Source organism: Pseudomonas sp. HN2-3 (genome assembly GCF_020691745.1).
Taxonomy (GTDB): Bacteria; Pseudomonadota; Gammaproteobacteria; order Pseudomonadales; family Pseudomonadaceae; genus Aquipseudomonas; species Aquipseudomonas capeferrum.
In genome coordinates this window covers 5,249,064-5,273,233 of the sequence record NZ_CP085704.1, presented here as the reverse complement: position 1 = coordinate 5,273,233, position 24,170 = coordinate 5,249,064, and the positions used below count along the sequence as shown (strand labels likewise).

Sequence of the window (24,170 nt, the reverse complement as noted above, 5' to 3'; positions counted from 1 at the left end):
TGCCGCCGGACAAAGCAGGCATAATACCGCGCCTTCTACACTCAAGCGCACTTCACAGATTGCCGGACACCCCTTTGAAGCAGGCCCAAGCCCCCGATGTTTCACCTCGCCCCTCGGCCTGCCCGGGGTTGTGGCGCATCGTCAATGCGCGTGATGGTGGGATTTGCCGGGTCAAGCTGCCCGGTGGCCTGCTGCTGGCCGATCAGGCCGATGCCGTGGCCGAGGCCGCCGAACGCTTCGCCGGCGGCGTGATCGAGGCGACCAACCGCGCCAACCTGCAGGTCCGCGGTATCGGCAGCGACCACAATGGCCTGGTCGCCAGGTTGCTGGCCGCCGGCCTGGGCCCGCGCGATGCCGCCGGTGACGATGTGCGCAACCTGATGCTCAGCCCGCTGGCCGGGCATGACCCGGCCATGTTGCTGGATGCCCGACCATTGGCGGGGCAGATCCTCGCCATGCTCGAAAGCACACCGCGTTTTCATCAATTGTCGGCCAAGTTCGCCGTGCAGCTGGACGCCGGTGAAGGCCTGGCCATGCTCGAACACCCCCATGACCTATGGCTTTCGGCTCTGCACCTTGAGCAGCGCACGTGGCTGGCGTTTGGCCTGGCGGGCTGCCCGGCCGACGGCCAGGTGCTCGGTGCCGTGCCGCTGGAGCAGGGCCTGGCCCTGGTGCGTGCGGTGCTGGCGCGTTTCCTTGATCTGGCGTCTGCGGACCAATCGCGTATGCGCCAATTGCTGGAAGGCTGTTCGGCCGCGTTTTTCGTCGAAGGGCTCGGCCTGGACATTCGTCGCGATGCTGCCGTGCTGCAATGGCGCCGTGCACGAAACCACCCCGTATGGCTGGGGGTACTGCCACAAAACCACGGCCTTGCGCTGGGCGTCGCCCCGCCCCAGGGCCGGTTGACGCCGGAGATGCTGCGCGGTGCCGCGCACATCGCCCGCCACCTGGGTGACGGCAGCCTGCGCCTGAGTCCCTGGCAAAGCCTGGTGCTGACCAATCTCGATCTGGCCCACATCGAGCAGGCCCAGGCGCAGCTGTCCGCCTTGGGCCTGCTTTGCCACCGCCATGAGCCGCTGGCGCGCATCACCGCGTGCACCGGCAGCAGTGGGTGCGCCAAGGCCCACGGCGAGACCAAGGCCGATGCCGTTGCCCTGGCCGCGCTGCTCGGCCCAGGCGTTCCCGGCAGCGTGCACCTGTCCGGTTGCCCCCGATCTTGCGCCGTGGCCCATGTTGCCCCGGCCACTTTGCTGGCCCGTTCACCGGGCCGTTACGACTTGTATGTGCGCGATGCGCGCCTGCCGGGCTTCGGTGCCCTGCGCGCCATCGACCTCACCTTGAACGAAGCAGGCGCCATGCTCGACCTGCCGACGGAGCACCTTGATGATTGACTACATCCGCGATGGTCAGGAGATCTATCGCAATTCCTTCCGGATCATCCGCGAGGAAGCCCGACTCGAGCGGATACCCGCAGACCTCGAAAAGCTCGCCGTGCGCGTGATCCATGCCTGCGGCATGGTCGAGGCCATCGACGGCTTGCAGTTCTCCGAAGGGGCAGGCCGCGCCGGGCGCGAGGCCCTGGCCAAGGGCGCGCCGATTCTGTGCGATGCGCACATGGTTGCTGAAGGCATTACCCGCGCGCGCCTGCCGGCGAACAACCCGGTGATCTGCACCCTGCGTGACCCGAGCGTGCCTGGCCTGGCCAAAGACGCCGGCAATACCCGTTCTGCCGTGGCCCTGGAGCTGTGGCGCCCACACCTGGAAGGCAGTGTGGTGGTGATCGGCAATGCCCCGACCGCACTGTTCTACCTGCTGGAAATGCTCGACGCCGGTGCGCCCAAGCCTGCGCTGATTCTCGGCTTCCCGGTCGGTTTCGTGGGTGCGGCCGAATCCAAGGCCATGCTGGCCGCCGACAGCCGCGGCGTGCCGTTCGTGATCATGCAAGGCCGCCTGGGCGGCAGCGCGATGGCCGCTGCCGCGGTCAACGCCCTGGCCACGGAGGTGGAATGATGACCCCACGTGGACGTCTGCTCGGCCTGGGCGTAGGCCCCGGCGACCCTGAACTGATCACCGTCAAGGCCCTGCGCCTGCTGCGCGAGGCGCCGGTTGTCGGCTACTTCGTGGCCAAGGGCAAGCGCGGCAACGCGTTCGGCATCATCGAGGCGCACCTGCAGGCCGAGCAGACACTGCTGCCGCTGGTCTACCCGGTCACCACCGAAGCGCTGCCGGCGCCGCTGTCCTATGAACAGGTGATCAGCGATTTCTACGATGAAGCCAGTGTGCAGGTTGCCGAGCACCTGGATGCCGGCCGCGACGTGGCGGTGATCTGCGAGGGCGACCCGTTCTTCTACGGCTCCTACATGTACCTGCATGACCGCCTGGCGCAGCGCTATGAGGCCGAAGTGATCCCTGGCGTCTGCTCGATGCTGGGGGGGGCGTCGGTGCTGGGCGCGCCGCTGGTCTACCGCAACCAGAGCCTTTCGGTGCTGTCGGGCGTGCTGCCGGCCGAGGAACTGAAGCGGCGCCTGGCCGATGCCGATGCTGCCGTGATCATGAAGCTTGGCCGCAACTTCCCCAAGGTGCGTGAGGTGTTGGCCGAGCTGGGCCTGGACAGCCGTGCGCTGTATGTCGAACGGGCAACCATGGCCAATCAGAAGATCGTGCCGCTGGCGGAGGTCGACCCGCTGTCGTCGCCGTACTTCTCGCTGATTATCGTACCGGGTGAAAAATGGCAGGGATGAGCATGCACAAGGCACCGGCAATCGTCGTGCTTGGCCCTGGCAGCCTGGCCACGGCGCAGCGCATTCAGCTGTGTTATCCACACGCCTCGATCCATGGCCTGAGTGGCCGGGTCGAGGGCGCCGATCAGCTTTACGCATCGTTTGGCGACACCCTGCGCACGTTGTATCAGCAGGACACCCCGATCATCGCCCTGTGCGCCGCAGGCATCGTTATCCGCAGCCTGGCCAGCCTGCTCAGTGAAAAAGGCGTCGAGCCGCCGGTGCTGGCAGTGGCCGAGGATGGCAGTGCGGTAGTGCCGCTGCTCGGTGGCCTGGGTGGCGTGAATGTGATGGCGCGTGAGATCGGCGAAGCGCTGGGCGTGGCCGCAGCCATCACCACCAGTGGCGAGCTGCGCTTTGGCACCTGCCTGCTGAACCCGCCACAGGGCTATGCCCTGGCGGACATCGAGCAAGGCAAGCGCTTTGTCTCTGACCTGCTGGCCGGTGAGGCGGTGCGCGTCGAAGGCGATGCACCTTGGCTTGAGCAGGCGCAGCTGCCCGCGAGCGAGAGCGCCCGGCGCACCATCCATGTCGGCCATCAGGCACGCCCGAGCAGCCGTGATGAGCTGTTGATCCACCCGCGTTCGGTCGTGGTGGGCGTCGATACCGCTGACCTGCAAGGCATCCGCGCCGCGCTGCAGGCGGCGGGTATCGCCGAGCAATCGCTGGCCTGCCTGTTAGCTGGCGAGCACGCCATGGCCGATGCCGCCCTGCACGAGGCTGCACAGGCCCTTGGCGTGGCGCTGCGTTTTGCAGCCAAGCCTGGCGACCTGCGTGACATGCTGGCCCAGGCGCTACCCGGCGCCGAGTTGATCGAGCAGGCGGGTACCGTCATCGCCGTGGCCCCGGCGCCGGTGGATGCCGCGCAGGTCGGCCGCCGCCGTGGTCGGCTGGCGGTGATCGGCCTTGGCCCAGGCGCTGCCGAGCTGATGGTGCCGGCGGTCAAGGCCGAGCTGGCCCGCGCCGAGGACATCCTCGGCTACGAAACCTACGTGCGCATGGCCGGGCCGTTCCGCGCCGATCAGGTGCAGCATTGCACCGACAACCGCGAAGAGATGCAGCGCGCTCGGCATGCCTTCGAACTGGCCGCCCAAGGGCGTTCGGTGGTGGTGGTGTCGTCGGGTGACCCGGGCGTGTTCGCCATGGCCGCAGCGGTGCTCGAAGCGTTGCACGAATCCAGTGACCCGGCCTGGCATCGGGTCGATCTCGAGATCCTGCCGGGGGTTTCGGCCTCGCTGGCCACTGCCGCTCAGGCGGGGGCACCGCTGGGGCACGACTTCTGCGTGATGTCGCTGTCGGACAACCTCAAGCCGTGGTCGATCATTGAAAAACGTCTGGACCTGGCCGCCCAGGCGGACCTGGTGCTGGCCTTCTACAACCCGATTTCCAAATCCCGACCGCATCAGCTTGGGGTGGCACTGGAGGTTGTGCGTCGGCACCGCGATGGGAGCACGCCTGTAGTCCTTGGCCGTGACATCGGTAGGCCGGGGCAGACGCTGAAGGTAGTCACTTTGGCCGAGCTGCTGCCGGAAATGGTCGACATGCGCACCATGGTCCTGCTCGGGTCGTCCACGACCTGCCAATTTCCGAGGGCCGATGGCGAACAGTGGGTGTACACCCCGCGCTGGTACCCGGCCCCGGGTTGAGGCACCGAGGGAACCTGTTCATGCCTGTTACCCGGCCCTTTGCAGCATAGGGTGAAGGCCCCTCGACGATACCCGTCGGGGCCTTCAAGGACCCTGCAAATGACCGATGAAAACACTATCAATGGCGATAGCATCGCCGTTGTCGAGCAATCGCTGCTCGCGCTCAGCGCAGGCATGTCGGTGCAAAGCCGGCGCGATGCCAAGACAACGTTCCAGTTTGCCTCTCGTGTAGCGTCCAAGCTGCATGATCGCGATGGCGAATCCGAAGCCTGGTTCAACAAGTTCGTGCAGGTGATGCACACCTTGGGTTGGGCGGTGGGTAAACGCTCCTACGAGCGCGACTATGACCAAAGCCGATCGCTGACGTTGGGGCCGATTGCTTTCAAAGTCGCCAGCACCGCAGGCCAGGCCTTGCTCGGCGGCCCCATGGGCGCGGCCATGGCCAAGCTGGCGGGCAAGGCCCTTTCGGCACTGGGCAACATCGAGGAAGCCCAGCAGATCTACAAGCAAAACCTCAAAGGCCACCCTGTCTCGACCACGGGGCTGGCGGCCTGCATCGAAACGCCTGAAGGCGAACTGTTCATGCTGGTGAATGCCTTCAGTGCCTCGCCGAGTGAAAACGACCTGAATACCACCGTGTTCGAATGGAAGAGTTCGAGCAAGGAGCGCTATTGCGGTTCGGTTGTGCTCAGTCTCAACGAAGTGGTCTACACCGACGAGGTGCGGGCAACGACCGAGCAGAAGCTGATCGACAAGGCGGTCAAGGCTGTCAGCGAATTTGAAATCTGACAGCGGAGCGGGGCTTTCAGGCCCCGTTTTTCTTCTCATGTGATTGAACATCGAGGTATTGCGATGAGTAAGGATGCCTATTCCTTATGGCTCGTTGGCGGCACGGCTTTGTTGGTCGCAGAAGTGGCATTGCCGTCTCGGCAATATGCACTGGACTCGTTGCTGTTTGCACAGTTGCGTTCGGACAAACTGAATGGCTCACGCTTTGCCGATTATGCACGCTGGTACAGCGGTTACCGTGAAGCGTTGGAAGCGCGTGGGTGGGGCATCCCAGGCAGTCGCAGTGATTATCAGCCCTTGCAGGGCAGCGTCCCGCTGACTCAGCGTCTTACCGATGAATTGCAGGCCCGTCATCCGGGGCTCTCGCCCTATTTGCAGGCAGCCATCGCCAGGCTGTCTCAGAATGAGGTGCAGCAGTACCTGCGGCCTTTCACCCTGGACGAGCACGGTCAGGCAACCCATGTGGTCTACGAGCTGGGGGTGATGCTGCCAGGCCCTTCCCTGGATCTGTGTGGGTTGGCCTTGACCACTGCCACGCCTGCCACCCAGATCCTCCCTGGCGCGGTACTGGCGTCGTCACCCACCGATAAGGTCGATCTGCGCACTACCCTCGCAACCTTGGGCGAGCAACTGACCGAAGTTGACCGTGAAAGCCTGCACGCGCTGCTTGAGCGCAAGCAGTACGCAGAACGCATCAGGAACTTGGGCGTGCTGAACCCGGAGGGCAGCCATGCAAACCTATGAAGCCGCAGTGGTCGGTGCCAGCCTGGTCTCTTTCATCCCCGGTATCAGCTTAGGACAGCGCAAGGCCGTCAAGCTCGCCACACTGTGGGCTGAGACTGTGACTTTGCAGGATATGGCCAAAGAGACTGCCCAGGAACAGTATCAGTATTACCGCAAGAAGTTGATGTACCTGGGGTGGGACGCGAAGTCGGCTGAAGAAGTGCATTGGCCGGACCCTGAGCGGCCGAAAATCGTTGATCAGGCGCTGAGCAAGATCGACGCCATCGCCGGGGTTCGGCATTCCAGCCATATGGCACTGGCGCTTGAGGCACTGAAGAAGAACAGCAAGCCGTTGCTGCATTTTGAAGCGCGCAGTATGGCTAGGGCGCAGTTTCAGCTTCTGTCCTGCGCGCCGGTGAGTGGTAGCTACGTGGACATCGTGGTGTATCACGAGGCCGGCAAAACCGCAGCGTTCACGGCAGGATTTGTGTTTCATGAGCGCCGCGACATGCACGTGAACGCAGAGCTGGTGCGGTTCAATACACGTCTGTTCGACCAGGAACGCCGCAGTGCGGTTGAGCGTGCGTTGGTGAGCATCGCGCTGAAGGAAATCCATGAAATGGAGGTCTAGAGCACCAGGTAACCCTTGATCCCGGTAAAGATGATCTGCGCCGCCAGGGCACAGACGAACAGCCCCATCAGGCGGCTGACGATCTGCAGGCCCTGGTCGCCGAGCAGCCGCTCGATGCCGTGCGACAGGTACAGCACCAGGCCCACGGTAAAGCTGGCCAGCGCGATACTGACGATGGCCAGCAGCTTGTCGTCCCAGTGCGGCTGGCCCACGCCCATCACCAGCAGCGCACCGATGGTGCCGGGGCCGACGGTCAGCGGGATGGTCAGCGGCACGATGGTCACATCCTGCTGCACGTTGTCGGCTTGCACGGCGGGTTTGCCCTGGGCCATGCCCAGCGCAGAGATGAACAGCACACTGCCGGCACCGATGCGGAAGGCGTCGGCGGTGATGCCGAAAATACCGAAGATCGCCCGCCCGAACAGGTACAGCAGTATGCTGGCGACCAGTGCGGCGAAGGCCACCTTCCAGGCCAGTTGCTTGCGTTCCTTGCTGGAGTGGCCGCGGGTCAGGCTGATGAAGCAGGACAGCACGAAGAACGGGCTGTAGAGCACGAGCATCTTCAGGTAGACGCTGAACAACTCATGGAGCATGGGCGTTGATCCTCGGCTGCGGTGCAGGCCTGTTGGCACTTCATCGGCATGGGTTACGGGATAGGCGCAGGGTCCGTCTTGGCTTCCCGGTGATTCGCCCAATACTGGATCAGCTCGCGCAACTGCGACAGCTCCACCGGCTTGGCCATGTGCCCATCCATGCCCGCCAGCTTGGCGCGCTCCTTGTGCTCGGCAAGGATATGCGCAGTCAGCGCCACCACCGGCGTGCGCTGGCGCTGCTGTGCGGCTTCCCACGCGCGCAGTTGCTGGGTCGCCGAGAAACCGTCCAGCACAGGCATCTCGCAGTCCATCAGCACCAGGTCATAGCGTTGCGCTTTCATCGCTTGCAACGCCTCTTCACCGTTGCAGGCCGTGTCCGGCTCAAGGTTGAGCTTGCCGAGCATGCCACGGATGACCTTGGTGGAAATACTGTTGTCCTCGGCGACCAGCACGCGGAAGTCGCTGGGCAGGTCCAGTGCTTGCGGGGTACCGGGCAGGCTGGCGGGCACCGCTTGCTCACGGCCGCGTTGGGCCAGCTCTTCAGCCAGCGTGGTCTTGAGTGTATAGCCCGCCACCGGTTTGGCGAGAATCCGCTTGACCCCGGCATTGCGCGCGATGACCTTGCTCGGCGCATTGCTGATGCCGGTGAGCATCACCACCAGGATGTCGTGGTTGAGGCTGGGGTCTTCCTTGATCTTGGCCGCCAGTTGCATACCGGTCATGCCGGGCATGTTCTGGTCCAGCAGCACGGCATCGAAGTAATCACGCAAGTGGGCCTTGGTGCGCAGCAACGCCAGCGCCTCCTTGCCTGACGGCACCGCGCTGACATTCATGCCCCAGGCGCTGCACTGCTGTACCAGCACCTTGCGGCAGGTGTCGTTGTCGTCCACCACCAGTACCCGAGCGTCGCGCAGCGGGCCGTCGAGGTCGGCGGGTGGCTGTTCAAGGCGCGAAGGGTCCAGCGGCAGGGTCAGCCACAGGGTGTTGCCCATGCCGCTGCTGCTCTTGATGCCGAATTCGCCCTGCATCAGGCCGATCAACTGCTTGGCGATGACCAGCCCGAGGTGGCCGCCCAGCTTGTTGCTGGAGAGGAAGTGGTGGCTGTGCAGCTCGGCTTGCAGCAGCGCTTCGCGCTCGGCGGCGGGCAACGGTTCGCCGCTGTCCTGCACGGCAATGCGCAAACGCGGGGTCGCGCCGCGCTGGTCGAGCGCCACCACCAGCAGGATCTCGCCCTGGTCGGTGTTTTTAAGAGCATTTTCCAGCAGGCTCGACAGCGCCTGGCGCAGGCGTGTCGGGTCGCCACTGATCACCCGTGGCACTTGCGGCTGGGTAAAGCTGATCAGCTCGATGTTCTGCTGCTCGGCCTTGGCCCGGAAGATGTTCAGGCAGTCCTCGATCAGGGCGTTGAGGTCGAACTGCACATCGTCCAGCTCGATCTGCCGTGACTCCAGCTTGGAGATGTCGAGAATCTCGTTGATCAGCGTCAGCAACTCGTTGCCGGCGCTATGGATGGTTTGCACATAGTCGCGCTGCTTGACCGACAACGGCGTGCCGAGCAGCAGCTCGGTCATGCCCAGCACGCCGTTCATGGGCGTACGGATTTCGTGGCTGATCTTGGCCAGGAACTCGGCCTTGGCGTTGATCTCGGCATCGCTGGCGGCCAGTGCACGGCTGGCGCTGAAGCGCTCTTCGCTCATGCGTCGCAGGCGTTCGCTGACCGCCAGGTTCAGCAGCAGGCCGCTGATGACGGTCAGGCCCATGAGCACGCACAGCAGCCAGGGCGTGGAGGTGCGGGTCAGGCCCAGCAGCGCCGGCAGCAGTACCAGCCCGCCAAGGTTATAGACCACCATGGCGAGGCTGAACAGACGGGCTGGCGCATAGCCCTTGTACCAGTGGAAGGTGCTGACCAGCAGCATGCTGACACTGCCCAGGGCCAGCAGCGCATAGGTCATCAGGTTGAGCGGCAAGGTGTCGACGAACAGCAGCACCAGGCCGCTGACTGCTGCCACCAGCATCTCGCCTTGCAGCAGGCGGTTCAACCGCGGCGAATTGCACGGCGAGAAGAAATGCAGGGTGAAATACAGCCCGGCCAGGCCCGCGAGCACCAGGGTGAGATAGGCAGCGGGCGTTTGCGCACTGTGCCACACATGCCACCAGGGGCCGCTAAGATTGAGCAGGATCAACCCGCTGAGCAACATCAGCCCGTGGTACAGGGCCAGAATCAGGGTAGTGCTGGAGCGGCTATAGAGGAAGCGGATCAGGTTGTGCAGGATCAGCATCACCAGGCCGCCAAAGAGCATGCCGAACAGCAGTGGCCGGCTTTGGTCCGAGGCAGCCACGGCGGCGGGCTCCAGGCTGATCGCCGGGCGCAGTTGATGCTCTGAGACCAGGCGCAGGTAGATGTCCAGCGGCTGCTTGCTGTTGGGCAGGGGCAGTACATGGTCGCTGCCGCGCAGGGTCGGGCTGGCATTGCCGGCCTGGCGCCCGTGGTGCAGCTGACGGAGTAATTTGTCGCCATCGAGGGCGTAGAGGTCCAGGCCAGACAGGTCTGGCGCGAAGACCCGCAGCAGTTGCTCCTGATCGCCGGGTTCCAGGCGATAGTGCAGCCACAGGGCTTGTTCTGCGGGGGCAGCGTCCAGGTCAGCGAGCAGCAGGGGGCTGAACTGGTTGCGGTAGCGGTCGGAGCGCACGTCGCTCAATTGCAGGTTGGCCTGTTCGTCGAGCAGCACAGACCAGCCTCCGCCTTCTTCGGCCGAAGCCGGGAGCAGGCAGAGCAAGGTCAGCAAGCTGACGATCAGAGCTGTGGCAATCCGAAGCCGACGCACTACGAAATCCCTTCTTAGCCGATGTGCCGGATACTAACTATGCGCGGCGCGCCAAGTCGAAGGCAAGGCCCACACAGGGCCCTGTCGACGAGCCGAAGGCCGTGGGCGCAAGGCGTCACGGCGCTTCGGTAAAGGTTACTGCTGGTGTTCACCGCGCTCGCGGGCGATGGCCCGGTAGCCGATGTCGGTGCGGTAGAAGCTGCCGTCCCATTTGACCTGCTCTGCCAGGCGGTAGGCCTGCTGCTGAGCGGCTTCGACGGTCTCGCCCAGGGCGGTCGCGCAGAGCACACGGCCGCCGGCGGTCACCACCTGGCCATCTTTGAGGGTGGTGCCAGCGTGGAACACCTTGCCTTCGAGCTTGGCAGCCGCGTCCAGGCCGCTGATTGCGTCACCCTTGGCGTAGTCGCCCGGGTAGCCGCCGGCGGCCAGTACTACGCCCAGGCTCGGCCGTGGGTTCCACTGCGCTTCGACCTTGTCCAGGGCCTTGGCGAAAGCGGCCTCGATCAGCAGCACCAGGCTCGATTCCAGGCGCAGCATGACGGGCTGGGTTTCCGGGTCGCCGAAGCGGCAGTTGAACTCGATGACCTTGGGGTTGCCCGCTTTGTCGATCATCAGGCCCGCGTAGAGGAAGCCGGTGTAGACGTTGCCTTCCTCGGCCATACCGCGCACGGTCGGCCAGATGACCTGGTCCATCACGCGCTGGTGCACGTCGGCGGTGACGACCGGGGCAGGGGAGTAAGCGCCCATGCCGCCGGTGTTCGGGCCGGTGTCGGCGTCGCCGACGCGCTTGTGGTCCTGGCTGGTGGCCATTGGCAGCACGTTGTGGCCGTCGACCATGACGATGAAGCTGGCTTCCTCGCCGTCCAGGAACTCTTCGATCACCACACGCGAGCCAGCGTCGCCAAAGGCGTTGCCAGCCAGCATGTCACGCACGGCGTCTTCGGCTTCCTGCAGGGTCATGGCGACGATCACGCCTTTGCCCGCAGCCAGGCCGTCGGCCTTGATCACGATCGGCGCACCCTTTTCCTGCAGGTAGGCCAGGGCTGGTTCGATTTCGGTGAAGTTCTGGTAGTCGGCGGTCGGGATCTTGTGACGCGCCAGGAAATCTTTGGTGAAGGCCTTGGAGCCTTCCAGCTGGGCCGCGCCCTTGGTGGGGCCGAAGCAGTCCAGGCCACGGCTGCGGAACAGGTCGACCACACCGATGACCAGTGGCGCTTCCGGGCCGACGATGGTCAGGTCGACGTTCTTCTCGGCGAAGTCGGCCAGTTGCTCCAGGGCGCACACGTCGATGGCAACGTTCTCGCACTTGGCTTCAATGGCGGTGCCAGCGTTGCCTGGGGCAACGAAGACTTTCTCGACGCGTGGGTCCTGGGCAACTTTCCAGGCCAGGGCGTGCTCACGGCCGCCGCTGCCGATGATCAAAACTTTCATGTCAAAACCTCGAATTCTTTCGGGCGTAAGGCAAAGCCTCACGCTGTACGAGGTCGCAATGAAGCAGATGCCTGCTTCAGTGCGGCCGATTGCCGTAAATCAGTGGCGGAAGTGGCGCATACCGGTGAAGACCATGGCGATACCGGCTTCATCAGCGGCAGCAATCACCTCGGCATCGCGCATCGAGCCACCCGGCTGGATCACGGCGCTGATACCCACTTTTGCTGCATTGTCGATGCCGTCACGGAACGGGAAGAACGCATCCGATGCCATGACCGCGCCTTGTACCTGCAGGCCAGCATGCTCGGCCTTGATTGCAGCAATGCGGGCGGAGTTGACGCGGCTCATCTGGCCGGCGCCGACGCCGATGGTCTGGCGCTGCTTGGCGTAGACGATGGCGTTGGACTTGACGAACTTGGCCACTTTCCAGGCGAACACCAAGTCATGGACTTCTTGCTCGGTCGGTGCGCGTTTGGTGACGATCTTCAGGTCATCGGCGGTGATCATGCCGATATCGCGGCTCTGTACCAGCAAACCACCGTTGACCCGCTTGAAGTCCCAGCCGGCAGCACGCTCGGCAGGCCACTCGCCGCACTCCAGCAGGCGCACGTTCTGCTTGGCAGCCACCACGTCGCGGGCGGCCTGGGAAATTTTCGGGGCGATGATCACTTCGACGAACTGGCGCTCGACAATGGCCTTGGCGGTTTCGCCGTCCAGCTCGCGGTTGAAGGCGATGATGCCGCCAAACGCCGACTCGGTGTCGGTGGCGTAGGCCAGGTCATAGGCCTTGCGGATGCCGCCTTCTTCTTCCGGTACCACGGCCACGCCGCACGGGTTGGCGTGCTTGACGATGACGCAGGCCGGCTTGACGAAGCTCTTCACGCACTCCAGTGCGGCGTCGGTGTCGGCCACGTTGTTGAACGACAGCTCTTTGCCTTGCAGCTGGATGGCGGAGGAGATGCTCGCCTCACCCTTGCGCGCTTCGACATAGAACGCCGCGCTCTGGTGCGGGTTCTCGCCGTAGCGCATTTCCTGGGCCTTGACGAACTGGCTGTTGAAGGTGCGCGGGAATTCGCTGCGGTCGGACGTCGACAGGGTTTCTTTGGCCTGGTCGATGGTGCCCATGTAGTTGGCGATCATGCCGTCGTAGGCAGCAGTGTGCTCGAAGGCCTTGAGCATCAGGTCGAAGCGCTGGGCGTAGGTCAGGCCACCGGCTTTCAGGCCGTCGAGGACGCTGGCGTAGTCGCTGGCGTTGACCACGATGGCGACATCCTTGTGGTTCTTGGCGGCCGAGCGGACCATGGTCGGGCCACCGATGTCGATGTTCTCGATGGCGGTCGGCAGGTCGCAGCCTGGCTTGGAGATGGTCGCTTCGAAGGGGTACAGGTTGACGGCGACCAGGTCGATCGGCTTGATGCCGTGCTCGTTCATGATGGCGTCGTCGACGCCGCGACGGCCCAGAATGCCGCCGTGGATTTTCGGGTGCAGGGTCTTGACCCGGCCATCCATCATTTCGGCGAAGCCGGTGTAGTCGGCCACTTCCACCGCGTTCACGCCGTTATCCTTGAGCAGCTTGTAGGTGCCGCCGGTGGACAGGATCTCGACACCGAGCTGCTGCAGCTCACGGGCGAATTCGAGGATACCGGTCTTGTCGGAGACGCTGATCAGGGCGCGGCGGATCGGCAGGCGGGTAGTCTGGTCGGTCATTTCGGATTCCATAACGCGGTGGAGTCAGCAAAAAAGGCGTCCCTTTGCAGGAGCCGCCTTTTCTGATTGGGATTCTGGCTTACAACAAGTCGTACTGCTTGAGCTTCTTGCGCAGGGTGCCTCGGTTGAGCCCGAGCATCTCGCTGGCCTTGGTCTGGTTGCCCTTCACGTAGTTCATCACGCTTTCAAGCAGGGGCGCCTCGACTTCGGAGAGCACCAGGTTGTACACGTCCGTGACGGTCGCGCCTTCCAGGTGGGCGAAGTAGTTGTGCAGCGCCTTCTCGACGCTGTCGCGAAGGGTCTGGCCCTCTTCGCTCGGCGTGTTGAGGTGCTGTTTCAGGTTGGCGTTGTCGCTCACGGGCGTTGTTCCACTCACAAATGTCTCGGTCATCATCGTCATGCGGCCACCCCTTGTCCGTCCTCTGTCTCAAGGCTCTGTCGACGTTCACTGAAAAACGCGCGAACGTTGGCGCACTGCGCTTGTGTGTCTTCCAAAGCATTGAACCGGGAGCGAAACTCCTTGCCGCCGGGTCGTGTCGCCAGGTACCAGCCAACGTGCTTGCGGGCAATACGTACGCCCATCACATCGCCATAGAAGGCATGCAGCGCGGCCAGGTGCTCCAGCAGGATGCGTTCCACTTCGTCCAGCTGCGGGGCTGGCAAGTGTTCGCCAGTACGCAGGTAATGCTCGATCTCGCGAAAGATCCATGGCCGCCCCTGGGCGGCGCGGCCGATCAACAGGCCATCGACGCCAGTGGCGTCCAGTACCGCCCGGGCCTTTTCTGGCGAAGTGATATCGCCGTTGGCAAATACCGGGATAGACACCGCCTGCTTGATGGCAGCGATGGTGTCGTATTCTGCTTCGCCTGTGTACAGGTCGGCGCGTGTGCGGCCATGCACCGCCAGCGCCTGGATACCGGCCTGCTCGGCGATCTTCGCCACATTCAGGCCGTTCTTGTTCGCCCGATCCCAGCCAGTGCGGATCTTCAGCGTCACCGGGACGTCCACGGCGCCTACCACGGCGTGGAGAATCTCGCTGACCAAGGCTTCATCTCTCAATAAAGCAGAGCCTGCAGCTTTGTTGCAGACTTTTTTTGCCGGGCAGCCCATGTTGATATCGATGATCTGGGCACCCGCTTGTACGTTGGCCTTTGCCGCCGCCGCCATCATCTGTGCGTCACCACCGGCGATCTGTACCGAGCGTGGCTCGGGATCACCTTCGTGGATGCGGCGCAGGCTCGACTTGCGGCTGTTCCACAGGTTCATGTCGCTGGACACCATCTCCGATACCACCATGCCTGCGCCAAGGCGCTTGCAAAGTGTTCGGAAAGGCTGGTCCGTGACCCCGGCCATGGGGGCGAGGATCAGGTTGTTGCGCAGTGTGTATGGGCCGATGCGTACCGCCGACATAGGTGATCCCTGTTGTGGGGCCGAATCTTGGAGTTCGAAAAAGGGTGGGCATGATACCCGCTCTCGGTGACCGGATAAAGATGGATTTGGATAAAATCTGAACAGTTGTCGGCTTATGACTTTGAGCTTCAAGCCGCAAGCCGCAAGCGGCAAGACAAAAGCGGGCGCGGTCTGGGCCTCTTGTCTTGTAGCTTGCGGCTAGCCGCTTGTCGCTTATTCCGGCGAGCGGAAGCTGAGGCTGTAGTTCACGGCCTTGGGGCCCGGGTCGAGGATGTCCAGGGCGATGTGGATCGGGGTCTGGCTGGGCATTTCGCCACGCCCGGCCAGTTCGCCGGAGAGGTACTCGCTCGGTTTGAAGCGCCGGCTGGCGATCAATTGGCCATTGAGGTCGGCGAAGCGCAGCTCCAGCAGCGGGAACGGCTGGGCGAAGGGCGCGCGGTTGTAGATGATCGCATCGACGATCAGCGCACCCTTGAAGTCCGGATGGCTGCGCACCACCAGGTTGCTGCTCTTGATGCGGGCGATGTCGACGCGGGTCGGCACCTTGCAGCCCAATACCGGGCACAACTGCTGGAAGATCGGCCGGTACTGGTCTTGGCGGGCCATTTCGTCGAAGTGGAACCAGACGTACTGGAACGCCAGCAGGCCGGCGGCCAGCAGCGTCAGGCAGCCCCACAGCAGGCGCTTGCCCCAGTTCGGCTGGGGTTTTTCCCAGCCCAGTTGCAGCGGGTCGTCGACCACGTCGACCAGCGGCTCCTTGCGCGGTGCACGCTCGGGTCTGCTGGACAGGCCTGGCTCCAGGCGTTCGCCGGGCAGCGGCGCGTCAGGGGCGTCGTGATGGGCCGACAGGTGCAGGTCCAGTTCGTCGTCGTCGTCGCGGGCGCTCAGGCCCTTTTCCGGGGCGGCATCATCGCTGGCGGCGAAGTGCTCGCTGACGAACGCATGGTGCTCGTCGGCCTCGATGTCCCGGCGTACAGGCGGCTCATCGTCGATGTCCAGGTCCAGATGGCCGCCCAGGGTAGGTTCGGTGCGATCGCCCGGGGCTGGCTCCAGGTCCAGAGGTTCCTGTTCCAGCAGCACCGGTGCAGGCGCGGGCGCCTGCTGCTGCTCGAAGCGGTCGTCGGTGGCGTTGCCGAACAGGGTGTCGGCATGCGCGTCTGGCTGATGCTCGTCACGGCGGGCCTGCAAGCCGTTGTCCGGCTTGACCGGGCGAGCGGCGGCAGGGTCGCCGCGACGTTCAAGGCGGGCAAGCTCCTGGTCCAGGTCCAGTTCATCCAGGGCCTGGGCGGTGAGCGCCCAGTCTTCCTCGATGGCCGCTGGGCGCTCGCTGATGGGCGGATCGGGCGTAACCGCAGGCGCGGCAACCGGTTCGGCAGGCGCGGCCGGTGCTGGCGGCACCACGGGGGTGCTGGCGGCATCGGTACGGTTCTGCTCCAGCAGTTGCTTTGCGGCGTTGAACACCTGCAGGCAATGGCCGCAACGCACCACCCCGCGCGCCACACTCAACTGGTGATGGGTGACGCGAAAGCTGGTCTGGCAATGCGGGCACTGGGTGACGAAACTGTCGGTCATGCGGCGATCCGGGGTTGTACAAAGGTTATTCTAGGCCCGCTTAACGGCGGCGACCACTGATGCGCACCCAACCATCGCGTACGGCGATCGGGTCCAGCTCGAAGTCGGCGGCGTAGGCAGCGGCCACTTCCTCGCCTTGTTCGGCAAGGATGCCCGACAGTGCCAGCAGGCCGCCAGGGCGAACCAGGCCAGACAACTGTGGCGCCAGCGAGACCAGCGGGCCGGCCAGGATGTTGGCGACCAGTACGTCGGCTTGCATGGCCGGCATGTGCTCGGGCAGGTACAGGGGGAACTGTGCGTCAGCGATGCCGTTGCGCCCGGCGTTGTCGCGCGAGGCTTCCAGCGCCTGCACGTCGATGTCGGTGCCGACCGCTTCGCGGGCGCCCAGCAGCAGCGCCGCGATGGCCAGAATCCCCGACCCGCAGCCGAAGTCCAGCACGTGGGTGCCTTCGAGTTGCTGGCCGTCGAGCCATTCCAGGCACAGGGCGGTGGTCGGGTGCGTGCCGGTGCCAAACGCCAGGCCCGGGTCGAGCAGCAGGTTGACTGCGTCCTTCTCCGGGGCTTCGTGCCAGCTTGGCACGATCCACAAGCGGCGGCCGAAGCGCATCGGCTGGAAGTTGTCCATCCAGCTGCGCTCCCAGTCCTGGTCTTCGATCACTTCGGCCTGGTGCTCGGGCAGCTCGGCGCCGGTCAGCAGGCGGACGTGGGCGAACACCTGCTCGGGTTCGGCATCGGCCTCGAACAGGGCCAGCAAATGGGTGTGCGACCACAGGGGCGTGGTGTTGAGGTCGGGTTCGAAGATCGGTTGGTCTTCTGCGTCCACGAACGTGACTGAGACGGCGCCGACTTCAAGCAGCGCGTCTTCGTAGGTTTCGGCTTGTTCCGGGCTGATGGCCAGGCGTACTTGCAGCCAGGGCATGGCGGGCACCTTTGGTAAATCGACAGGGGCAGCCCGAGGCTGCGCGAAGGCTGGCAGTTTACGCGAGTGCGCAGGGTTTGTAGAGAAGACCAGGCGCGGACCCTGTAGGAGCGGCCTTGTGTCGCGAAAGGGCCGCAGAGCGGCCCCGGTGATGGCAGAGCAAGCACAAGACAGTTGCCCCCACAGTTATCGTGGTGCCTAGACGAAACAGAGCGAAAGCGACTCAGCTATATAGGCAGGCTTGTCTTCATTCTCGATTTCCAACGTTGCAATCGCCTTGAGCAACCATTGCCCCGGCTTCTTCTCCACCACTTCAGCCAGGTCCACCTTCAGCCGCACCTTGCTGTTGACCTTGACCGGCTGGATGAACCGTACGCTGTCCAACCCATAGTTCACCACCATCTTCAACCCTTGCGGCAGGACCAGGATGTCCTCCATCAATGTCGGGATCAGCGACAACGTCAGAAAACCATGGGCAATGGTGCCGCCAAAGGGTGTTTTCGCCGCCTTTTCCGGGTCGACATGAATGAACTGGAAATCGCCTGTGGCCTCGGCAAACAGGTTGATGCGCTGCTGGTCGATCGTCAGCCATTCGGAACGTCCGAGTTCCTTGCCAACGTACTGCGAAAGCTCTGTAACCGGTACATAAGGCATCGCGACTCTCCAGGTTGTCATTTGGTACGAAAGTGCAAGATCAGCACGGCGAACCGTTTCAGTCAAGTTATGCGTTTTTCGGCGAATATCGGCTTATAGCTGCGGCGTGCTTATAATGGCCGCCATGCCCGAGGGAGATGCTTATGCTGTTGCGTGGTTTGACCTGGCTGGTGTTGTTCCAGCTGCTGGGTACGGCGATCAATCACCTGTTTGTGCCGTTTTTACCAGGGCCGATCATCGGCTTGCTGTTGCTGCTGGCCTTTCTGATGGCCCGGGGTGAGGTGGGCAAGCCGCTCAACGAGGCTGCCGGCAGCCTGCTGCGTTACCTGCCTCTGTTGCTGGTGCCTCCGGCGGTGGGGGTGATGGTGTATGCCAAGGATATTGCTGCCGACTTTTGGGCGATTGCCGGTGCGTTGTTCATTTCGTGCCTGCTGACCTTGGTATTCGTCGGCGTGCTGATGCAAAAGCTCATCCATCGCCAGGGCAAGCGCGAGGAGCAGCCATGATGTTCGACTGGCAAGGCGCGCTCGACGCAGTCATCCACCACCCCTTGTTTGGTATCGGCATTACCCTCGGGGCTTACCAGGTGGTGCTCGCGGCGTACGAGAAGACCCGCTGGATCTTCCTGCAGCCGGTGCTGGTTTCGATGCTGCTGGTGATCGGGGTGCTGCTCGTGTGTGGCATCGACTACAGCGAGTACCGCAAAAGCACCGAGATCATGAACACGCTACTGGGGCCTGCCACCGTGGCTCTGGCTGTGCCGCTCTATCTCAACCTGCGGCGGATCCGCCAACTGTTCTGGCCGACATTTACTACGCTGGTAGTCGGGGGCCTGTTCGCCACCGTCTGCTGCCTGCTGCTGGGCTGGTGGTTCGGTGCCGAGCACATGATCCTGATGACCATGGCGCCAAAATCGGTGACTTCGCCGATCGCCATGCTGGTGGCTGAGCAGATCGGCGGCGTGGCTGCACTGGCTGCGGTGTTCGTGTTGATCACCGGTGTGATTGGCGCAATCTTCGGCCCAGCGCTGCTGACCCGGCTGGGTGTGCACAGCCCCGAAGCGCGTGGCATGTCGCTGGGCGTTACCGCGCACGCGGTGGGCACTTCGGTAGCCTTGCAGGAAAGTGACGAATGCGGCGCTTTTGCCGCGCTGGCGATGAGCCTGATGGGGGTGGCCACGGCGGTGTTCCTGCCGCTGGCGGTCAGCCTGGTGGCTTGAGGAGTTGTGATGACGCTACCGCTGTTTCCCCTCAATACCGTGCTGTTTCCCGGCTGTTTTCTCGATTTGCAGATTTTCGAGGCGCGTTACCTGGACATGATCAGCCGCTGCATGAAGCAGGGGGCGGGCTTTGGTGTGGTGTGCATCCTTGAAGGCGAGCAGGTCGGCAAGGCGCCGCCGGTGGTGGCTTCGATCGGCTGCGAAGCGATGATCCGCGACTTCGTGCAGCAGGATAACGGCCTGCTGGGGATCCGCGTCGAAGGGGTGCGGCGTTTCAGCCTGGAGCAGACCGAGGTGCAGAAGGACCAGTTGCTGGTGGGCCAGGTGCAATGGCTGCCGGAGTTGGCGGACAGCCCGGTGGGCGAGCCGGACGAAGACCTGCTGGCGTTGCTGGTTGCCTTGGGCGAGCACCCGATGGTCGAGGCGCTGGACATGCCGCGACCGGTGGACGGGCGGCAGGCGTTGGCCAATCAGTTGGCGTACCTGCTGCCGTTCATGGAAGAGGACAAGCTCGATCTGCTGGCGATCGATTCGCCGCAGTTGCGCCTGGAAGAGATCCAGCGGCTGCTGGAGCGCATCCAGGGCGAGTTGTTTGCCTGATGCTGCGGTGCTTTAGTCGGCCTCAGTACTGATAGCGCAGCAGCGCCTGCGGCAATGCATGCATGGCAAAGAACGCCAGCAACGCAATGCACGCCGGCAGCACCAGCCACCACACCCGCAGCGGCAGGGCGGTAAGCGGTTGGCGGTACTGCGACAGGGTCAGGCTCAACGCACAGACGCAGCACGCCAGCAGGGCGCCGGCCAGAATGTCGGTCGGCCAGTGCGCCCCCAGGTATACCCGCGACAAGGCAATCGCCAGGGCGGGGATGCACCCCAGCATCACCCAGGTCAGGCGCATCCGCGGCGGTTGGCCGCGCCCGGCGAGCACCGCCATCACCAGAAAGAACGCGAACGACGCCGAGCTGTGGCCGCTGGGCATGCTGTAGCTCGTCAGCGGGTCGGTCAGCACCTCGGGGCGCGCGCGGGCGAACAGCCATTTCAGCGTGCCGTTGGCTAGCGCCGTCCCCATCAAGGCGCCGCCGGCAAACAGGGCGTGGCGCCATTGCCGGGCGAGCAGCAGCAGGCCGGTCAGCAGCCCGCCGAGAAAGAACTGGGTGCGAAAATCGCCTAGTCGGGTCACCAGCACCACAACGCCGTCGACGGCCTGGCTGCGGTGCTCCTGCACCAGTGTCATCACGCCCTGGTCGAATTCGTGCAGGTACGGCCAGCCGAGGAATACCCCGGTCAGGGCTGCGAAGCTCATGCCGGCGATCAGTCGTGTTCCATGGCGCTGGTCACGAATGCTGGTGGTCAGGCTGAGGCCGATGATGACTGCCAGGGTGCCGGCGATGATGCCGGCATCTAGCCAGAAGCCTTCCGGTAGCGGTAGACGCATGGCCGCGCCGGTGGCCCAGCCTGGCAGCAGGTAGGCGACCGACCAGCCGGCGCCGGCCACCAGGCTGACGGCGATGAAGCGCGGCAGCGGCATGTCGAACATGCCGGCGACCATCGGCAGCATGGGCCGCAGCGGCCCGATGAAGCGCCCCACCAGCAGGCTGGCGATGCCGTAGCGCTGGAAGTAGGCCTCGGCGCTGCCGATCCATTCCGGGTGATGGCGCAGCAGCGGCAGACGCCGGATGTTCTGATGGAAATACTTGCCCACGGTGTATGACAGCGCATCGCCCAGCAAACCGCCGAGAAAACCCAGCAGCAGGGTTTCGCCCAGGCTGAAGGTACCGCTGCCGGCCAGCACGGCGACCGCGAACAGCAGCACCGTGCCAGGCACGATGATGCCGGCAATGGCCAGGCATTCAATGCAGGCCACCAGGAAAATCGCCAGGCCAAGCCACTGTGGGTTGGCGCTTAGCCAGCCGGTCAGGCTGTCGAGCCATTGGCCCATGTGTCAGCTTCCTTGTTCGAGTATGAAGAAGTCTTGGCCTTCGACTTGGCCACGACGCAACGGGTTCCGCGTACAGACGCGGGCGTATTCGGCGTCGACGAAGCGGTACGGCAGGTGTTCGTCGCGCCCGTGTGGGATGCCCAGGCGGGCGGCCTGGATCACTCGCGGTACGGCGATGCCGCAATCGTCGACGTAGAACCGCTCGGGGTCGAACCGTTGGGCGTCCCAGTGCGGCACTTTCAAGCCCAGTGCGCGGCACAGCAGGGTCTGGCCGGCGCAAAGGCGCTCGGCCGGGCGCAGGTTGCCGCTGGCATCGGGGTTGTTCAACTGCATCTGTGCCAGGCTGTTGGGGCCTGAGGTCGCATCCTGCCAAGGGTAGGCGGATTTGATCAACACGGCGTTGCCCGGGCCTTGGGCGCTGAAGTTCAGTGAGTCGCCACCGCGGGCGTAGTACATATAGATGTGCCCGCCGTCGAGGAACAGCGCCTTGCGTTTTTCGGTGTAGCCGAGCGAAGCATGGCTGCCTTTGTCGGTAAGGTAGTACGCCTCGGTCTCGATGATGCGTGCCGCCAGCCACAGGTCGCCTTGGCGATGGCGGATGACCTTGCCCAGCAGGGCCTTGGCCAGAATTTGGGCGTCACGGTCGAAAAAGCTGTCGGGCAGGGCTGGCATGCTGGCAGTTCGTCGGTGGAAAGGCGGGGATAATAGCAATGAATGGCTTAATCGAGGCTGAACCAGTGCCCTGATTCATTGGTATCGATATGTTTCGCGCCAGGGTGATGTTTGCCTTGGGAGGGGCGGCGCTCGACCTCGCAGGCACCGAAAATACCAAGTCGTGAACAGCCATTTTCTACCATCCGCCAGCCGCCGCTGGGCGTACACCTGCGCGCCAGTTATAATCAGCCGATTTCCCCTTCGCCAAGACACCGAACCCATGACTGAGTCCGTTCTTGACTACATGACCCGTTTGGGTCGCGCTGCTCGCCAGGCTTCCCGGGTGATCGGCCGTGCCAGCACCGCGCAGAAGAACCGCGCCTTGCAAGCGGCCGCCGACGCTTTGGACGCCGCACGCGCCGAGCTGACCGCCGCCAACGAGCTGGACCTGGCCGCCGGCCGCGGCAATGGCCTGGAGCCAGCGCTGCTCGACCGCCTGGCGCTGACCCCGGCGCGTATCGACGGCATGATCACCGGCCTGCGCCAGGTGGCCAGCCTGCCGGACCCGGTCGGTGCCATCCGCGATATGAGCTACCGCCCATCGGGTATTCAGGTCGGCAAGATGCGCGCTCCGCTGGGGGTGATCGGGATCATCTACGAATCACGCCCGAACGTGACCATCGACGCTGCCAGCCTGTGCCTTAAATCCGGCAACGCGACCATCCTGCGTGGCGGCTCCGAAGCGATCCACTCCAACCGTGCCATCGCCACCTGCATCCAGCGCGGCCTGGCCGAGGCCGGCCTGCCGGCGGCAGTGGTGCAGGTGGTCGAGACCACCGACCGCGAAGCCGTGGGCGCGCTGATCAGCATGCCCGAGTTCGTTGACGTCATCGTGCCGCGCGGCGGCCGTGGCCTGATCGAGCGTATCAGCCGCGATGCGCGGGTGCCGGTGATCAAGCACCTGGACGGCATCTGCCATGTCTACGTCAGCGAGCACGCCGACCTGGACAAGGCCTGGCGCGTCGCCTTCAACGCCAAGACCTACCGCTACGGCATCTGTGGCGCCATGGAAACCCTGCTGGTCGACCAGCGCGTAGCCGAACGGTTCCTGCCGGAAATGGCCCGCCGTTTCCAGGAAAAAGGCGTCGAACTGCGTGGCTGCGAGCGCACGCGTGCGTTCATCGACGCCAAGCCGGCCAGCGAAGACGACTGGCACACCGAGTACCTGGATGCGATCCTGTCGATTCGTGTGGTCGATGACCTGGACCAGGCCATCGAGCACATCAACCACTATGGCTCGCACCACACCGATTCGATCATCACCGAGCACCAGGGCCAGGCCCGCCAGTTCATGGCCGAGGTCGACTCGGCGTCGGTGATGCTCAATACCCCGACCTGCTTTGCCGACGGTTTCGAGTACGGCCTGGGTGCGGAGATCGGTATTTCCACCGACAAGCTGCATGCCCGCGGCCCGGTCGGCCTGGAAGGGCTGACCTGCGAGAAGTACGTGGTGATCGGCGACGGCCAGCTGCGCGGCCAGGAGTCCTGCTGAGTTGAGCAAGGCCCAGGCAGTCCGGCGCATCGGCATTCTAGGCGGCACCTTCGACCCCGTGCACATCGGCCACTTGCGCAGCGCGCTGGAAGTGGCCGAGCTCATGGCGTTGGACGAGTTGCGCCTGCTGCCCAACGCCCGGCCGCCGCACCGCGACACGCCGCAAGTGGCCGCGCAGGATCGCCTGGCGATGGTGCAAAGTGCCGTGCAGGGTGTCGAGCGCCTGAGTGTCGACGCCCGCGAGCTCGCGCGCGACAAGCCGTCGTACACCATCGACACACTGGAGTCGATCCGCGCCGAGCTGGGCACGCACGACCAGTTGTTCCTGGTGCTGGGCTGGGATGCCTTTTGTGGTTTGCCAGGCTGGCACCGCTGGGAAGAACTGCTGCAACACTGTCACATCCTGGTGCTGCAACGCCCGGATGCCGACGTAGAACCCCCTGACGAGCTGCGCAACCTGCTGGCTGCGCGCTCCGAGAGCGATCCCACCGCCATGTCCGGCCCGGCGGGAAATATTTCGTTCGTCTGGCAGACCCCGCTTGCGGTGTCGGCTACACAGATCCGACAGCTGCTGGCCAGCGGCAAGTCGGTGAGGTTCCTGGTGCCGGACGCCGTACTGGCCTACATCGAGGCGCACGAACTGTATCGTGTGCCTAACTGACGGTGCTCCGGCACCTCATCCAACAAGTTGAACGAGTTTTATATGAACAAGCAGAAAATTCACGGCGAAGATCTGGTCAAACTGACCATTAGCGCGCTGGAAGACGTCAAGGCCCAGGACATCCAGGTCATCGACGTGCGCGAAAAGCACAGCCTGACCGACTACATGATCATTGCCACCGGTACCTCCAACCGCCAGATCAACGCGATGCTGGAAAAGGTCCGTGAAGCGGTCAAGAAACAAGGCGCGCAGCCGCTGGGCGAAGAAGGCAAGGGCGACAGCGACTGGGTGCTGCTGGACCTGAATGACGTCATCGTGCACATGATGACCGCCGCTGCCCGTCAGTTCTACGACCTGGAGCGTTTGTGGGCCGGTGCCGAGCAGAGCCGTGCTGTTGATGCCAAGCATCACAGCCCGGAAAACGTCAGCGCCTACTTCGATGACAAGATCAAAGACCGGGAATAA

At 64.0% G+C, this 24,170-nt stretch carries 24 protein-coding genes; 13 read left to right on the top strand and 11 right to left on the bottom strand.

The genetic code is table 11. The features are described 5' to 3' along the window. The first annotated feature begins 59 nt into the window (after positions 1 to 59). The 7 genes from cobG to LJX93_RS23920 all read left to right on the top strand — a co-directional run bounded on the left by cobG (position 60) and on the right by LJX93_RS23920 (position 6,569). Positions 60 to 1,391 carry a precorrin-3B synthase gene (gene cobG, locus LJX93_RS23950; protein ID WP_033701747.1) on the top strand — a complete coding sequence of 444 codons (1,332 nt, stop codon included), beginning with the start codon at positions 60 to 62 and terminating at the stop codon, positions 1,389 to 1,391. After that, positions 1,384 to 2,010 carry a precorrin-8X methylmutase gene (locus tag LJX93_RS23945; RefSeq protein WP_033701746.1) on the top strand — a complete coding sequence of 209 codons (627 nt, stop codon included), beginning with the start codon at positions 1,384 to 1,386 and terminating at the stop codon, positions 2,008 to 2,010. Before cobG ends, LJX93_RS23945 begins: the two co-directional genes overlap by 8 nt. Beyond that, positions 2,007 to 2,741: a precorrin-2 C(20)-methyltransferase gene (locus LJX93_RS23940; RefSeq protein ID WP_033701745.1), complete on the top strand. Its 735-nt coding sequence runs from the start codon at positions 2,007 to 2,009 to the stop codon at positions 2,739 to 2,741. Before LJX93_RS23945 ends, LJX93_RS23940 begins: the two co-directional genes overlap by 4 nt. Continuing rightward, positions 2,729 to 4,426 carry a precorrin-3B C(17)-methyltransferase gene (gene cobJ, locus LJX93_RS23935; RefSeq protein WP_227696482.1) on the top strand — a complete coding sequence of 566 codons (1,698 nt, stop codon included), beginning with the start codon at positions 2,729 to 2,731 and terminating at the stop codon, positions 4,424 to 4,426. Before LJX93_RS23940 ends, cobJ begins: the two co-directional genes overlap by 13 nt. Before the next feature lie 99 nt (positions 4,427 to 4,525). Then, the gene (locus LJX93_RS23930) at positions 4,526 to 5,215 is read left to right on the top strand and encodes a hypothetical protein (RefSeq protein WP_047582365.1); all 690 of its coding nucleotides are present in this window, start codon (positions 4,526 to 4,528) and stop codon (positions 5,213 to 5,215) included. Positions 5,216 to 5,278: 63 nt separating this feature from the next. Beyond that, positions 5,279 to 5,959 carry a hypothetical protein gene (locus LJX93_RS23925; RefSeq protein WP_227696481.1) on the top strand — a complete coding sequence of 227 codons (681 nt, stop codon included), beginning with the start codon at positions 5,279 to 5,281 and terminating at the stop codon, positions 5,957 to 5,959. Beyond that, entirely contained in the window at positions 5,946 to 6,569 is a 624-nt protein-coding gene (locus tag LJX93_RS23920; RefSeq protein WP_095063864.1) for a hypothetical protein, read from the top strand. Before LJX93_RS23925 ends, LJX93_RS23920 begins: the two co-directional genes overlap by 14 nt. Here LJX93_RS23920 and LJX93_RS23915 read toward each other — a convergent pair. From LJX93_RS23915 to LJX93_RS23875, 9 genes are all read right to left on the bottom strand, one after another. Further along, the gene (locus LJX93_RS23915; RefSeq protein WP_033701739.1) at positions 6,566 to 7,162 is read right to left on the bottom strand and encodes a MarC family protein; all 597 of its coding nucleotides are present in this window, start codon (positions 7,160 to 7,162) and stop codon (positions 6,566 to 6,568) included. The genes LJX93_RS23920 and LJX93_RS23915 overlap by 4 nt on opposite strands. Positions 7,163 to 7,215: 53 nt before the next feature. Beyond that, positions 7,216 to 9,987, bottom strand: coding sequence for a hybrid sensor histidine kinase/response regulator (locus LJX93_RS23910; RefSeq protein WP_227696480.1), 2,772 nt, complete (start codon positions 9,985 to 9,987; stop codon positions 7,216 to 7,218). 135 nt (positions 9,988 to 10,122) lie between these two features. Beyond that, positions 10,123 to 11,418 carry a phosphoribosylamine--glycine ligase gene (gene purD / locus LJX93_RS23905; RefSeq protein WP_033701736.1) on the bottom strand — a complete coding sequence of 432 codons (1,296 nt, stop codon included), beginning with the start codon at positions 11,416 to 11,418 and terminating at the stop codon, positions 10,123 to 10,125. Between the two features lie 99 nt (positions 11,419 to 11,517). Then, positions 11,518 to 13,125, bottom strand: a complete 1,608-nt coding sequence (gene purH / locus LJX93_RS23900; RefSeq protein ID WP_033701735.1) for a bifunctional phosphoribosylaminoimidazolecarboxamide formyltransferase/IMP cyclohydrolase — start codon at positions 13,123 to 13,125, stop codon at positions 11,518 to 11,520. Between the two features lie 79 nt (positions 13,126 to 13,204). Then, complete coding sequence (gene fis, locus LJX93_RS23895; RefSeq protein WP_012274390.1) at positions 13,205 to 13,525, bottom strand: DNA-binding transcriptional regulator Fis; 321 nt, start codon at positions 13,523 to 13,525, stop codon at positions 13,205 to 13,207. Further along, positions 13,522 to 14,535 carry a tRNA dihydrouridine synthase DusB gene (gene dusB, locus LJX93_RS23890; RefSeq protein ID WP_033701734.1) on the bottom strand — a complete coding sequence of 338 codons (1,014 nt, stop codon included), beginning with the start codon at positions 14,533 to 14,535 and terminating at the stop codon, positions 13,522 to 13,524. The genes fis and dusB overlap by 4 nt, the downstream gene beginning before the upstream one ends. Positions 14,536 to 14,748: 213 nt before the next feature. Next, the gene (locus tag LJX93_RS23885) at positions 14,749 to 16,107 is read right to left on the bottom strand and encodes a DUF3426 domain-containing protein (RefSeq protein ID WP_227696479.1); all 1,359 of its coding nucleotides are present in this window, start codon (positions 16,105 to 16,107) and stop codon (positions 14,749 to 14,751) included. Positions 16,108 to 16,147: 40 nt separating this feature from the next. Beyond that, positions 16,148 to 17,026, bottom strand: coding sequence for a 50S ribosomal protein L11 methyltransferase (prmA, locus tag LJX93_RS23880; RefSeq protein ID WP_033701732.1), 879 nt, complete (start codon positions 17,024 to 17,026; stop codon positions 16,148 to 16,150). 198 nt (positions 17,027 to 17,224) lie between these two features. Next, entirely contained in the window at positions 17,225 to 17,680 is a 456-nt protein-coding gene (locus LJX93_RS23875; RefSeq protein ID WP_033701730.1) for a MaoC family dehydratase, read from the bottom strand. Positions 17,681 to 17,823: 143 nt separating this feature from the next. Between LJX93_RS23875 and LJX93_RS23870 the strand changes: the two genes are divergently transcribed. From LJX93_RS23870 to LJX93_RS23860, 3 genes are read left to right on the top strand one after another with little or no spacing between them, the layout of a single operon-like run. Further along, on the top strand, positions 17,824 to 18,186 hold the full coding sequence (locus LJX93_RS23870) for a CidA/LrgA family protein (protein WP_033701729.1): 363 nt from the start codon (positions 17,824 to 17,826) through the stop codon (positions 18,184 to 18,186). Further along, a complete protein-coding gene (locus tag LJX93_RS23865) occupies positions 18,183 to 18,899 on the top strand; it encodes an LrgB family protein (RefSeq protein ID WP_033701728.1) in 717 nt (238 codons plus the stop codon). Before LJX93_RS23870 ends, LJX93_RS23865 begins: the two co-directional genes overlap by 4 nt. 9 nt (positions 18,900 to 18,908) lie before the next feature. Then, positions 18,909 to 19,499 (top strand): LON peptidase substrate-binding domain-containing protein, encoded by a 591-nt coding sequence (locus LJX93_RS23860; RefSeq protein ID WP_033701727.1) that lies wholly within the window; start codon positions 18,909 to 18,911, stop codon positions 19,497 to 19,499. 22 nt (positions 19,500 to 19,521) lie between these two features. Here LJX93_RS23860 and LJX93_RS23855 read toward each other — a convergent pair whose 3' ends face one another. Then, positions 19,522 to 20,838: a bifunctional DedA family/phosphatase PAP2 family protein gene (locus LJX93_RS23855; protein ID WP_033701726.1), complete on the bottom strand. Its 1,317-nt coding sequence runs from the start codon at positions 20,836 to 20,838 to the stop codon at positions 19,522 to 19,524. Between the two features lie 3 nt (positions 20,839 to 20,841). Next, positions 20,842 to 21,510 carry a DNA-3-methyladenine glycosylase gene (locus LJX93_RS23850; protein WP_047582379.1) on the bottom strand — a complete coding sequence of 223 codons (669 nt, stop codon included), beginning with the start codon at positions 21,508 to 21,510 and terminating at the stop codon, positions 20,842 to 20,844. 262 nt (positions 21,511 to 21,772) lie between these two features. On the opposite strand from LJX93_RS23850, the gene LJX93_RS23845 reads away from it, so the two are divergent. The 3 genes from LJX93_RS23845 to rsfS are packed head-to-tail and all read left to right on the top strand — an operon-like array spanning position 21,773 to position 24,170. Then, positions 21,773 to 23,044, top strand: a complete 1,272-nt coding sequence (locus LJX93_RS23845; RefSeq protein WP_033701724.1) for a glutamate-5-semialdehyde dehydrogenase — start codon at positions 21,773 to 21,775, stop codon at positions 23,042 to 23,044. Position 23,045: 1 nt separating this feature from the next. Continuing rightward, positions 23,046 to 23,705, top strand: a complete 660-nt coding sequence (gene nadD, locus LJX93_RS23840; RefSeq protein ID WP_033701723.1) for a nicotinate-nucleotide adenylyltransferase — start codon at positions 23,046 to 23,048, stop codon at positions 23,703 to 23,705. Positions 23,706 to 23,747: 42 nt separating this feature from the next. Further along, positions 23,748 to 24,170: a ribosome silencing factor gene (rsfS, locus tag LJX93_RS23835; RefSeq protein WP_033701722.1), complete on the top strand. Its 423-nt coding sequence runs from the start codon at positions 23,748 to 23,750 to the stop codon at positions 24,168 to 24,170.